At 72.7% G+C, this 12,893-nt stretch carries 7 protein-coding genes; 3 read left to right on the top strand and 4 right to left on the bottom strand.

All coding sequences use genetic code 11. The features are described from left to right. Positions 1-109: 109 nt before the first annotated feature. The 4 genes from ACIBJC_RS35425 to ACIBJC_RS35410 all read right to left on the bottom strand — a co-directional run bounded on the left by ACIBJC_RS35425 (position 110) and on the right by ACIBJC_RS35410 (position 7,836). Positions 110-1,060: a carbohydrate ABC transporter permease gene (locus tag ACIBJC_RS35425; protein WP_399299791.1), complete on the bottom strand. Its 951-nt coding sequence runs from the start codon at positions 1,058-1,060 to the stop codon at positions 110-112. After that, the gene (locus ACIBJC_RS35420; protein ID WP_399299789.1) at positions 1,057-2,442 is read right to left on the bottom strand and encodes a carbohydrate ABC transporter permease; all 1,386 of its coding nucleotides are present in this window, start codon (positions 2,440-2,442) and stop codon (positions 1,057-1,059) included. The genes ACIBJC_RS35425 and ACIBJC_RS35420 overlap by 4 nt, the downstream gene beginning before the upstream one ends. A gap of 4 nt (positions 2,443-2,446) precedes the next feature. Further along, positions 2,447-3,754, bottom strand: a complete 1,308-nt coding sequence (locus ACIBJC_RS35415; protein ID WP_399299884.1) for an ABC transporter substrate-binding protein — start codon at positions 3,752-3,754, stop codon at positions 2,447-2,449. A gap of 344 nt (positions 3,755-4,098) precedes the next feature. Beyond that, positions 4,099-7,836 (bottom strand): FHA domain-containing protein, encoded by a 3,738-nt coding sequence (locus ACIBJC_RS35410; protein WP_399299787.1) that lies wholly within the window; start codon positions 7,834-7,836, stop codon positions 4,099-4,101. A gap of 520 nt (positions 7,837-8,356) precedes the next feature. On the opposite strand from ACIBJC_RS35410, the gene ACIBJC_RS35405 reads away from it, so the two are divergent. The 3 genes from ACIBJC_RS35405 (at position 8,357) to prfB (ending at position 12,651) form a co-directional block, all read left to right on the top strand. After that, the gene (locus ACIBJC_RS35405) at positions 8,357-9,997 is read left to right on the top strand and encodes a serine/threonine-protein kinase (protein WP_399299784.1); all 1,641 of its coding nucleotides are present in this window, start codon (positions 8,357-8,359) and stop codon (positions 9,995-9,997) included. 171 nt (positions 9,998-10,168) lie between these two features. Then, entirely contained in the window at positions 10,169-11,398 is a 1,230-nt protein-coding gene (locus ACIBJC_RS35400; protein ID WP_399299782.1) for a serine/threonine-protein kinase, read from the top strand. 146 nt (positions 11,399-11,544) lie between these two features. Beyond that, positions 11,545-12,651, top strand: coding sequence for a peptide chain release factor 2 (prfB, locus tag ACIBJC_RS35395; RefSeq protein ID WP_384849298.1), 1,107 nt, complete (start codon positions 11,545-11,547; stop codon positions 12,649-12,651). Positions 12,652-12,893: the final 242 nt, after the last annotated feature.

Here is a 12,893-nt window from a genome sequence, read left to right as displayed (position 1 = left end):
GGAGTTGGGCGACCGCACTCCGACCGCACTCCGACGGCAGGAAGAGGGCCGGCCGATGTCCTCACGGACATCGACCGGCCCATCCGTACCAACCTCGGTCATCGCGGCGCTACTTGACGGCTCCCGCCATCACGCCCTGCACGAACTGCCGCTGGAACGCGAAGAACACGGCCAGCGGGATCACCATCGAGACGAACGCGCCGGGCGCCAGTACGTCGATGTTGTTCCCGAACTGCCGTACCTGCTGCTGGAGCGCGACCGTGATCGGCGGGTTCTTCGAGTCCGCGAAGATCAGCGCCACCAGCATGTCGTTCCAGACCCAGAGGAACTGGAAGATGCCGAGCGAGGCGATCGCCGGCCCGCCGAGCGGCATCACGACCCGGGTGAAGAGCCGTATCTCGCCCGCCCCGTCGAGCCGCGCCGCCTCCAGCAGCTCCCTCGGGATCTCCGCGAAGAAGTTGCGCAGCAGGAAGATCGCGAAGGGCAGACCGAAGGCGACATGGAAGATGATCACGCCGAAGGTCGTCTCGAAGATGCCGATGGCGCCGAACAGCTTGGCGACCGGGACGAGCGCGACCTGCACCGGGACCACCAGCAGCCCCACGACCCCCAGGAACCACCAGTCGCGTCCCGGGAAGTCCATCCAGGCGAAGGCGTACCCGGCGAGCGAGCCGATCACCACGACGAGGAGCGTCGAGGGGACGGTGATCATGATCGTGGAGAGCAGTGAGTTGGTGATGATGTCGTTGTCGAGGAGCCGCGTGTAGTTCTCGGTGGTGAGCTGCGCGGGCGCGGTGAACACCTTCCACCAGCCGCTCGCGTTGATGTCCGAGGAGTCGCGCAGCGAGGAGATGAACAGGCCGATCGTCGGCATCAGCCAGAACAGGCCGACCAGGACCAGGAAGACCCGTACCGCCCCGCCGCCCGCGTGCGCCGCTATCCGGCTGCCCAGGGACTCCTTCGCCGGCTCCGTCCGCGCCGCCTCCGTCGCCTTCGCCGGACCGGAGCCGGAGCCGGGTTCAGGACCGGGGTCCGCGTCCAACGCCGTCGTCGTGGTCATCGTCGCGTCTCCCTTCGCATGCGCCGTACGTTGAAGAGCATCACCGGGATCACCAGCAGGAGCAGCAGTACGGCGATGGCGCTGCCGACCCCGAGATCCGCGTCCGTGCCGAACGACGAGCGGTAGAGCTGGAGCGCCAGCACGTTCGCGTCGGCCTGGGACGACCCCGGCGGGATGATGAAGACCAGGTCGAAGATCTTCAGCACATTGATCATCAGCGTCACCATGACGACCGCGAGGACCGGGGCCAGCAGCGGCACGGTGATCCGGCGGAAGACCTGCCATTCGGTCGCGCCGTCCACCCGTGCCGCTTCCATGAGTTCACGGGGCACGCTCGCCAGCCCCGCCGCGATCAGCACCATCGCGAACCCGGCCCACATCCACAGATAGCTGCCGATGATCGCCGGGGTGACCAGGCTGGGGCCGAGCCATTCCACCCCGTTGTACGGCTCTCTGAAGTTGGCCGCGGGCAGCCGGAGCTGGGCCCCGTCGGCGGCGGCCGGCAGGCTGAACGTACCGTCGGCGCCCGCGGTCGCGGAGGCCACGACCTTGCCGTCCTTGACCGCCTCGACCTTGAGGCTTCCGAGCCCCAGCTCCTTCGGGTCGATGACGTTCGGCTTCCCGCCGCCGCCCGGGGTGAAGTCCAGCCAGGCTGTGCCGGTGACCCGGCCGTTCTCGGGAGCCGCCGCCTTCGCGGGCCGCGCGTCGGAGGGCATCTTCGCCGGGGCGACGCCGACCAGCGGGAGCAGCACCTCCGTACCCGCCGCGACGGGTTCCTTGGTGACGAACGAGCCGCCGCCGCCCGCCTTCAGCGGATGCACCGGCAGCGGATGCGCCTTGGGATACCCCGCCGACTCGCTGAACGTGTCGTGGACCCCGACCCAGACCGCGTTGGCGACCCCGCGGGCCGGGTCCTGCTCGTACACCAGCCGGAAGATGATGCCCGCGGCGAGCATCGAGATCGCCATCGGCATGAAGACGATCAGCTTGAACGCCGTTCCCCAGCGCACCCGTTCGGTGAGTACGGCGAAGATCAGGCCCAGCGCGGTGGCGACGGTCGGCGCGACCACCACCCAGATCGCGTTGTTCTTGACGGCGGTCAGGATGGTGTCGTCGGTGAACAGCTCCACATAGTTGTCGAGCCCGGCGAAGTTCGCGCCGGACTTGTCGAAGAAGGACCGGTAGACCGAGAAGCAGATCGGATACACCACGAGCGCGCCGAGCAGCACCAGCGCGGGCAGCAGGAAGCCCGCCGCGACGAGCTTGCGGGTACCGGTGACGCTCCTGGGCCCGCGCCCCTTGGGGGACGTACGGGACGGATCCGCCGGGCCGGACGCGGGGGCGGGCGGCGGCGTGGCGCCGCCCGAGGTCGCCGTCGTCACCGCGTCAGCTCTTGTACGCCTTGGCCGCGGCGGCTTCCAGCTCCCGCTGGACCCCGGCCACGTCCTTCGGGTTCTTCAGGAAGTCCTGGAGGGACTTCCACTCGCCCTTGCCGGGCGTGCCGCCGAACGACTGCGGCATCTGGTCCGACATGTCGAAGCGGAAGTCGTCGCCCGCCGCGATCAGCGCCTTGGCGATGTCGCGCTGCACGTCGTTCGGGTACGAGGCGAGGTCCAGCGACTTGTTCGGCGAGACGAAGCCGCCCGCCTCCGCCCAGATCCGCGCGGCGTCCGTGGAGGCCAGGAAGGTCAGCAGCGCCTGCGCGCCCTTGGTGTCCTTCAGCGCCACGGCCGCGTCGCCGCCCGTCACCACCGGCGAGTCGCTGCCGACCGCGGGGAACGGGAAGACCTTCGCGTCCGTACCGATCTTCGCGTCGGTCTCCGCGATGTTGACGCCGACGAAGTCCCCCTCGAAGACCATCGCGCCCTTGGGCTGGTCACCGCCGGTGAACGTCTGGGTGACGGAGGCGGGGAACTCCGTCTGGAGCGCGCCGTCCGTGCCGCCCGCGATCAGATTCGGCTTGCCGAAGAGCTCGCCGAGCGTGGTGAGCGCGTCCTTCACGGACGGATCGGTCCACTTGATCTCGTGCTGGGCGAGCTGGTCGTACTTCTCCGGGCCCGCCTGGGAGAGGTAGATGTTCTCGAACCAGTCGGTGAGGGTCCAGCCGTCCGCGCCGCCGACCGAGACGGGGGTGACGCCGGACGCGGAGATCGTCTCGGCCGTGGAGAGGAACTCCTTCCAGGTCTTCGGGGCCGACGCGCCCGCGTTCTCGAACGCGGCGTTGTTGTACCAGATCAGCGACTTGTTGGCGGCCTTGAAGTACACGCCGTACTGCTCGCCGTCCACCGCGCCGAGGTCCTGCCAGCCCTTGCCGTAGTTCTTGGCGAGCTGCGCCTTGGCCTCCGGGCTCGCGGGCTTGGCCCACTTCTTCTCCACGGCCTGCTGGATGGCGCCGACCTGCGGGAGCATCGCCACATCGGGCGGGCTGCCGCCCGCGATCTTCGTACCGAGGAAGTTGACGATCGGGTCCTGGGCGGGGACGAAGGTGACCGTCGCCCCGGTCCGCTTCTCGAACTCGGCGAGAACCTTGGTGAAGTTGGCCTGTTCCGGACCGGTCCAGACGGCGGCGACCTGTATCTTCTCGCCGTCCAGCTTGGGGAGTTCGACCGTCACGGCGGCCGGCTTGCCCGCGCTGTCGCCCGAGCCCTTGCCGTCGTCGCCGCCGGAGTCGCCACCGCAGCCGCTGAGGGCCATGGCGCCGACGGCGGCGAGGGCGACGGCGGCCCGGCGGGTCCCGTGGACCGTCCTGCCGTTGCCACCTGTACCCACGCCGGTGCCAAGCACCGTGGATGCCCTGCGAGTTGTGCGCATCACTGCCCCGTTTCTCTCCCGTATGCGTACGGATCTACGCGTGCGGGACCGGCATCGCGGCATGACGTGGCGGCGCTGCTCTCGTCCCGTGCGCTCAGTCCTACGCCGCGTTACCGAGGGCCGCAATACCGGGCCGGGTGGGAACGAGCCGATCGTGATGGGCTCGTGACGTGGTCCGTCAGGCGAAAGCGGGCGGTCTGATGATCTTTCGGCAGGGTCCGTGCGATTCAGGGGTGAGCTGGGGTCAGAGGTGCCAGAGGTACCGCGTCGACGGAGCGGGCGGCCCGCTCCAGGGCGCTCGCGAGCAGGGCCAGATCCGTCGGCCCGTTGCCCAGCTCACGGACCGGCCGGCGGGCCGGCGGATCGCCCATCCGCTCCCACTCCACCACTGTGACCGTCGGCCGCAGCGTCGCCGTACGCGGGATGCGGCCGGTGACCCGGCCGCCCTGGAACGGGGTGACCCGGCCGTCCGGATGGCCGAGCCTGCCCCGGCCGGGCGCCGGGTCGTCGGGCGCGGGCGCGGCGGGTGGCGTGTCGAGCACGACGCGCAGCCGCGCGCCCTGGGCCAGTTCCGTGTCGACCGTACGCTCGGGGCAGGCCGAAGCCGCCACGAGATGGACCCCGAGGCGCTCGCCGTCCCGCGCGACGGCCTCCAGGGCCCGTACGACGGAACCGGCGGAGGGCCGGCCCGGGCTGCCCAGGGAGGGCGCGACCAGCGCGTCGTAGTCGTCGACCAGCACGACGAGGCGGGGGAGAGACGCGGACTCGGCGCCGTGGGCACGGAGTTGTGGCCGGCCCTGGTTCTGGGAGTGCTCCCGGGGCTGCTCCCGCGCTTGTTCTCCGACCTGGTCCCGGGCCTGATCCCTGACCTGGTCCCTGGTCTGTTCGCGGATCTGTTCCCTGGTCTGTTCGCGGCCCAGGGTCCGGCTCTGGGCCTGTCCCTGCCCCTGCCCCTGTCCTTGTCCCTGTCCATGGTTCTGCGACTGGGCCTGGCCGGTGCGGGCGGTCTGGTGGCGGAGCCTGAGCGTGCCGCCGCCCAGCGTCTCGCCCGCACGCTGCTCGCCTACGCGCTGCTCACCCGTCCGCTGCTCGGCCGCGCTCGGTCCGCGCTGGCTGATCAGCCGCTCGGGGGCCTGCTGCGCCTCCCGGGGATCCCGGGCCTCTCGCGTCTGCCGTGTCTCACGGAGCTCCCGCGCCTCGTCCCGGGCGCCGCTGTGCCACTCCGTGAAGTCCAGCCGCCCCAGCAGCTCCGCCCGGCGCTTCAGCTCACCGCCCAGCGCCTGCGCGAACTGGCGCATCCTGACCGGGTCCGACGCCACCAGGTGCTCGGTCACATGCGGCAGTTCCGTACAGACCGAGAGCCCCTCGCCGCGCTCGCCCCCGGCGCCGTCGACCAGCAGCAGCCCCAGCCGGTCGGGGCGGGCCGCGGCGGCCAGGGACGCGGCGATGGACCGCAGCAGCTCGGTACGGCCGCTGCCCGCCGGGCCCTCGATCAGCAGATGCGGGCCCTCCTCCGTCAGATCGACGCTCACCGGACCGCGCGGGCCCGCGCCCAGGACCGCCGTGCAGTCCCGGGTGCCGTCGGCGGCCGATGCCCAACGGGCCATCAGGGACGCCGGGGTGGCGCGGGCGAGCCCCAGCTCGTCCAGCAGCCTGGCCGAGCGCGGCAGCGCGGCGGCGGGCCTGCTCCGGCCGCTCCCGGCGGCGCGCAGCGGCGCCAGCGCCCGGCCGAACCGCTCGGCCCAGGCGGGCGAGACCGCGTCCACCACGGCGAGCGTGCCGTGCCCCGCGGGCTGTCCCACCGCCGTACGCAGCAGCCGCAGCGTGGTGGCCACGTCGCCGCTCAGCAGGGCGACGGCCCCGCAGTCGCGGAAGGGCAGCGAGGCGGCGCACGCCGACTCGTAGGTCGCGGCGATCGGCGAGAGCGGCGCGGCGGACTCCGTCTCGGCGAGACAGAGCAGATGGATCCCCGCGGCGGCGCCCCCGCCCGCGAGCCGTGCCGTCGTCTCGCGCAGCGCGGCGGAACCGGGGTCGCCGTCCACGATCACCAGCGTGTACGGGCCGTCGTGGCGGGCGGCGGCCTCCGTGATCGTCCACGGGTCGGCCGAGGCCCAGCCGGGCCCCAGCGGCCCGTCGTCGAGGCGGCGCGTCAGCTCGGCCGTCCTGGCGGTCGCCTGCTCCCCGTCGTACGCCAGGAGCAGCCGGCAGTCCTGGCCGTGGGCCGGCCGGACGTGCGGGAGCCAGCCGAGCCAGCTCCAGTCCTGTCTGCGCTCCGCCAGGCTCCGGGCCCGGTCCGCGCTGATCAGCACGATCTCCAGATCGGCGGGCGCGTGCAGCGCGGCGAGCTGGGCCACCGTCCAGCGGGCCAGCCCCGTCAGCCGCTCCCTGGGGCCCGCCAGACCGAGCGACCCGGCCTCGCGCAGCCCGACCGTCACCGGGACGAGCGGCAACTGCCGGGTGCCGTCGGCGGACGGGCGGTCCGCCGTGCCCAGCCGGACGGCGAGCGCCTCGGCGTGCCGGCTGCCCCGCTCCCACAGCCGGGGTCCCGGGCCGAGCGCGGTCAGCAGCACCGTGGCCGGATCGGGCCAGGTCTCGGGGGAGGGGCCGCGTCCGGTGAGGGTGACGGGTCCTACGGGGCCCGGGGCGGTCTCCGGCAGCTCCTCGCCGCGGCTGCCCGCGAGCCGCCGCGCCCAGGCGCCTATACCGCCGCGCCGGCGGGTGGTCAGGTCGGGCGGCTCCGTACCGCGCGGGGGAGTCTCCTGGCGGCGCGAGCCCGGTGTCCTGCTGTGCGACTGGGGTTCCTCGTACGCCGACGGGTCCGCGTCCCGGCCGGCCGCCGCCGGTCTGCTGTGCCCGCTGTCCTGCCCGCTGTCCTGCGCGTCGTCCCTCGCGCCGTACGGGGACCCGACGGGGCCCCCGGCCAGCGGGGCCCTGCCGCCGTGGTGCGTGTCGGCGCTGCGCGGGTCGGGCACGCGCGGGGCGCCGGGCGGATTGCCGTACTGCGAGCCGCCGTACTCGGGCCGGGATCCGGTGTGGGTGTCGTACGTCCCCGCGCCGTACCGCGCGTCGTGCGCCGTCCGGTCGTACTGCGGGCCGGGGATCCGGGTCGACGCCCCGGCGGGCGCCGCTCCCGGGTCGTACGCGCGGCCCCGGCCGGCAGGGGCCCCGCCGGTGCTGCCGGGCGCCGCGCCCGGCCCCGTACCGCCGCCGTCGCCCGTGCCTGTGCCTGTGCCGTACGGGAGCGCTCCCGGCACGGAGCTCCCGACCGCGGCCCCGCCAGGGGCCTGGTGCCCGGCCTCTTCCGTACCGTCGTCGCGGTCCTTGCCCGGCCGGGTGATCCGCAGATGGCCCTCGCCGTCCGACGCCGTCGCCAGTGCCTCCGTACGCTCCCCGCCCGTGAGGCGGAGTGCCGACTCGCCGAGCCGCAGCAGCGCGCCGGGGGACAGCCGGACCGGGCGGACGCCCACCCGGGCGCCCTCCAGCGTCGTCCCGTTCGTCGAGTTCAGGTCCGCGACCGTGACCCCGCCGTCCTCCGCGACCGTCACCGCGCAGTGCAGCCGCGAGACGTCCGGGTCGTCCAGCGGCACATCGGCGTCGGCGGAGCGGCCGATCCTGATCTGCCCGCCGTGCAGCAGATGCACCCCGCCCGCGTCCGGGCCCGCGACCACATGGAGCTGGGCGGGCGCGTCCTCCGTCGGGACGTCCGCCTCGCCCGGGACCTGGAGCGAGAGCACCGCGCCGTCGATCAGCGGCGGCTCGCCCAGGGGGCACCGCTGCGCGTCGAGCCGCTCGCGGCCGGCGTAGAGGACGACGGTGGCCGGGGCGTCGGGGCCCGAGACGGCCGTGGCGAGGCCGGAGGCGACGGCGGCGAGCGCCGTACCCGCCGGGGCCGTGACGAGTACGTCACAGGAGCGCCCGGCGGCATGGCCGCCACGCGGCGCGAGGACGGTCAGCCGGATCTGCATCGCCGTCAGCGGTCCCTTCTGCGCGGGGTGCCCGGCCGAGGGGGGAAGCCCGGTGATCTCCCCCCAACGCCACGCACGGACGCGTCGTCCGGTACAGGTCGGCACGGGGCGGCGTGATTCCCCCACTCCACACGTCACGTGCTTGAGGGCATCTTCGCACCTGCCACTGACAACACGCCCGGGTACCGGCAACAAGTGATCTTGAATAGTCGGCTGTTGGCGTAAAAGTGCCTGCTTGGGCGCTTCTTCGCGGCGGGTTGGGACCGGGTGTGATGTCCTCGGCCGCACCGTCCGGCAACCAGCCGTACGATGCCTGCGTCTTCCTCTCGGACACGGACCGACCCGATCGGAATCCGATCAGAATCGGAAACCGGCCCGGAGGACCGCGCCGGTGGACGGTTGTCCACAGCCCGGCCGGGGACCCGACCGGCCGGTTTAAGGTGGGTCGGAAGCCCGGCCACGCCGGGCGATGATGATCACGACCAGCGAGACGACCTCGATCAGCTAGGGAGCGCATGACGTGCGGCCCGTAGGCAGCAAGTACCTGCTCGATGAGCCGATCGGACGCGGCGCCACGGGCACCGTCTGGCGAGCCCGTCAGCGAGAGACCGCGGGGGCCGAGGCGTCCGTCGCCGGCCAGCCCGGTGAGACCGTCGCGATCAAGGTCCTCAAGGAGGAGCTGGCGAACGACGCGGACGTGGTGATGCGCTTCCTGCGCGAGCGCTCCGTCCTGCTCCGCCTGACCCACCCCAATATCGTGCGCACCCGTGACCTGGTGGTCGAGGGCGATCTCCTCGCCCTCGTCATGGACCTGGTCGAAGGCCCCGACCTGCACCGGTATCTGCGCGAGAACGGACCGTTCAGTCCGGTCGCCGCGTCGCTGCTGACCGCCCAGATCGCGGACGCGCTCGCCGCCAGCCACGCCGACGGCGTCGTCCACCGCGACCTCAAGCCCGCCAACGTCCTGCTGAGGAACGACGGCGAGCAGTTGCACCCGATGCTCACCGACTTCGGCATCGCGCGCCTCGCGGACTCGCCGGGGCTCACCCGTACCCACGAGTTCGTCGGCACGCCCGCCTATGTCGCGCCGGAGTCCGCCGAGGGCCGTCCGCAGACCTCCGCCGTGGACATCTACGGCGCGGGCATCCTGCTGTACGAGCTGGTCACGGGGCAGCCGCCGTTCGCCGGCGCGACCGCCCTCGAAGTGCTCCACCGCCATCTCAGCGAGGAGCCCCGCCGCCCCAGCACCGTGCCCGAGCCGCTGTGGACGGTCATCGAGCGCTGCCTGCGCAAGGACCCGGACCAGCGGCCCAGCGCCCAGAACCTGGCCCGCGCCCTGCGGACCGTCGCCGCCGGGGTCGGGGTGCACTCCACGCCCGCCCAGGTCGACGCCGCGCTCGGCGTCGCCGCGCTCCTCGCGCCCGACCCGTCGCCCGCGACCGTCCCCGACCAGCCGGGCGGCGGCGACGCTGCCCCGACCCAGGTCCTGCCGAGCAACGCCGCCTCGTACGACCCGGCCGCGGCCACGAGCGTCATGCCGTCCACCGGCCCCGGCGGGCGCGGCCCCGGCGGCGGCGCCGATCCGACCGCGATGATGCCGCCCGTACCGCAGGAGCCCGAAGGCCCGCACCCCTGGCAGGGCCAGTTGCAGGCCGCCCGCGACCGCAACGAGCAGACCCAGGTCCAGTACCTCGACCCCAGCCAGGACCCGCTGCGCCGCCGCCCGCAGCGCCCTCAGGGCGCGCCGGGCCCGCAGGGCTCCCGGCAGCAGCCCCCGCCGCCCCAGCAGCAGCGCCCACCGCAGCAGCAGCCGCAGCAGCGGTACGCGCCGCCGCCCCCGCCCCCGCAGCAACACCAGCCCCAGCAGCAGCGGTACGCGCCGCCGCAGCCGCCGCCCCAGCAGGAACCCCAGCGACCCGCGCCCCGTCAGCCGCGCGAACCGCGCCCGCCCCGGCAGCGCAGCGCGAACCCCATGCGCATCCCGGGCCTCGGCTGCCTCAAGGGCTGTCTCTTCACGATCATCCTGCTCGTCGTCGCCGGCTGGCTCATCTGGGAGCTGACCCCGCTCCAGAGCTGGATCGACGAGGGCAAGAGCTACTGGACGGCGATCGGCGACGGGATCTCCGCGGTGTCCGACTGGTTCTCCCGGATCAGCGGCTAGTGCCGGGAGGGGCACTAGCCCGAGGGTGAAGCCGAGGGTGTTCCGAGGGGACGTACCCCCTCGGAACATCCCATTTCCTCCCTCGGTGCGGGAGTTGATGCCGACCGGCGCACGGAACGACCCGACTTCCGCGTACTTTGATGGGCAACGCCAGCCGCTGAGGGAGCAGTCTTGGCACGGAATATCGGCAGCCGGTACACCGCCCATCAGATCCTGGGGCGGGGCAGCGCCGGCACGGTGTGGCTCGGCGAGGGGCCCGACGGCCCGGTCGCCATCAAGCTGCTGCGCGAGGACCTGGCCTCCGACCAGGAGCTGGTCGGACGCTTCGTCCAGGAGCGCACCGCCCTGCTCGGGCTCGACCACCCCCGGGTGGTCGGCGTCCACGACCTCGTCGTGGACGGCAACGACCTGGCCCTCGTGATGGACCTCATCCGCGGCACCGATCTGCGCACCCGGCTCGACCGCGAGCGCAGGCTCGCTCCCGAGGCGGCCGTCGCGATCGTCGCGGACGTCGCGGACGGACTCGCCGCCGCGCACGCCGCCGGGGTCGTCCACCGTGACGTCAAGCCGGAGAACATCCTGCTCGACATGGAGGGCCCGCTCGGCCCCGGCGGCGCGCACCCCGCGCTGCTCACCGACTTCGGCGTCGCCAAGCTGATCGACACGCCCCGGCGCACCAAGGCCAGCAAGATCATCGGTACGCCCGACTACCTGGCGCCCGAGATCGTCGAGGGCCTGCCGCCGCGCGCCGCCGTCGACATCTACGCCCTGGCCACGGTCCTGTACGAGCTGCTCGCCGGGTTCACACCGTTCGGCGGCGGCCACCCCGGGGCCGTACTGCGCCGTCATGTCACCGAGACCGTCGTCCCGCTGCCCGGCATCCCCGAGGAGCTGTGGCAGCTCCTGGTCCAGTGCCTGGCGAAGGCCCCGGCGTCCCGGCTGCGCGCCTCGGAGCTGGCCGCGCGGCTGCGCGAGCAGCTTCCGCTCCTCGCCGGCATCCCGCCGCTGGACGTGGACGAGCCGGACACGGAGCCCACGGAGCAGCCGTACGAGGAGCCGGGCACCGCCACCGAGGAGCCGCGCCGCAGGGGCGCGGTCCCGCTGGTGCCGGGCGCGGCCCCGGACTCCAACCGGGACACCCATACGAGCATGCGCGTCCCGGCCCCCGACGAGCTGGCGGGCGGCGCCCGCGGCACGGCCCGCGCACCCCGCTCCGCCGGCCAGCGCCGCCCGGGGAGCGCCCGGCACAAGGCGGAGGCGGTCCGCAAGCGCCGCATCACCCTGGGCGCGGCGGCGGTCCTGTTGATCGCCGGGCTGGGCGTGGGCGGTTGGCTGGCCACGGGCGGCGACGCCGACGACACCCCCCAGGACTCGAAGCAGACGACCTCCCCGGTCCCGTAGTCCCCGGTCCCGTAGTCCCACGGGGTACGGAGTGACCGGGCCCACCCCTCCCGATATCGTCCTCGTACCGTCCTCAACCGCCGGACAGGCATAAGGCGCCCCGGAGGCGAACCGAGCCCCCAAAAATTACGCGTTAGGCTGGTGCCGTGGCAGTCGTCGATGTATCCGAAGAGCTGAAGTCCCTCTCCTCGACCATGGGGTCGATCGAGGCCGTCCTGGACCTCGACAGGCTGAGGGCCGACATCGCCGTGCTGGAGGAGCAGGCCGCGGTCCCGTCCCTCTGGGACGACCCCGAGGCGGCGCAGAAGATCACCAGCAAGCTGTCGCACCTCCAGGCCGAGGTCCGCAAGACGGAGGCGCTGCGCGGGCGTATCGACGACCTGGAAGTGATGTTCGAGCTGGCCGAGTCCGAGGACGACGCGGAGGCGCGTGCCGAGGCCGAGGCCGAGCTGGAGTCGGTGCGCAAGGCGCTGGACGAGATGGAGGTCCGTACGCTCCTGTCCGGCGAGTACGACGAGCGCGAGGCGCTGGTCAACATCCGCGCCGAGGCGGGTGGCGTGGATGCCGCCGACTTCGCCGAGCAGCTTCAGCGCATGTATCTGCGCTGGGCGGAGCGGCACGGCTACGGCACCGAGGTCTACGAGACGTCGTACGCGGAGGAGGCCGGCATCAAGTCGACCACCTTCGTCGTGAAGACGCCGTACGCGTACGGCACGCTCTCCGTGGAGCAGGGCACGCACCGGCTGGTCCGTATCTCGCCGTTCGACAACCAGGGCCGCCGCCAGACGTCCTTCGCGGGCGTCGAGGTGCTGCCGGTCGTGGAGTCGAGCGACCATGTCGAGATCGACGAGTCCGAGCTGCGCGTGGACGTGTACCGCGCTTCGGGCCCCGGTGGTCAGGGCGTCAACACCACGGACTCCGCGGTCCGGATCACGCATATCCCGACCGGCATCGTGGTCTCCTGCCAGAACGAGCGCTCGCAGATCCAGAACAAGGCGAGCGCGATGAATGTCCTCCAGGCGAAGCTGCTGGAACGCCGCCGCCAGGAGGAGCAGGCCAGGATGGACGCCCTGAAGGGCGACGGCGGCAACTCCTGGGGCAACCAGATGCGTTCGTACGTCCTGCACCCGTACCAGATGGTCAAGGACCTGCGGACGGAGTTCGAGGTCGGCAATCCGCAGGGTGTGCTGGACGGGGAGATCGACGGATTCCTGGAGGCGGGAATTCGCTGGCGCAAGCAGCAGGACAAGTAAATTCACGCTTTGTCGACAAGGGAACTGCCGCCTGATGGGCGGCAGTTCCCTTTTACGTCACAGTTGCATCCCCGCACGCCGGACAACTCCCGTGATATCGGGCATCGCACGCGCAACGACCTTGACGCGTATATGAAAACCGGGAACTCTGACGCGTGGCACGCGTATATCCGGGGCGCGTGAGACCGGGGGCGGCGATCACGAACCCCCAGCGGCCGCGGCCCCGGACGCTGCACCACTGA

This window comes from Streptomyces sp. NPDC050509 (assembly GCF_044457965.1).
Taxonomy (GTDB): Bacteria; Actinomycetota; Actinomycetes; order Streptomycetales; family Streptomycetaceae; genus Streptomyces.
This window is presented reverse-complemented; position numbering and strand designations above follow the sequence as displayed.

Excerpts from the sequence above, each read along its gene's own strand:
- ACIBJC_RS35425 (WP_399299791.1), bottom strand. The coding sequence starts at position 1,060 with ATGACCACGACGACGGCGTTGGACGCGGACCCCGGTCCTGAACCCGGC.
- ACIBJC_RS35415 (WP_399299884.1), bottom strand. The coding sequence starts at position 3,754 with ATGGCCCTCAGCGGCTGCGGTGGCGACTCCGGCGGCGACGACGGCAAG.
- ACIBJC_RS35410 (WP_399299787.1), bottom strand. The coding sequence starts at position 7,836 with ATGCAGATCCGGCTGACCGTCCTCGCGCCGCGTGGCGGCCATGCCGCC.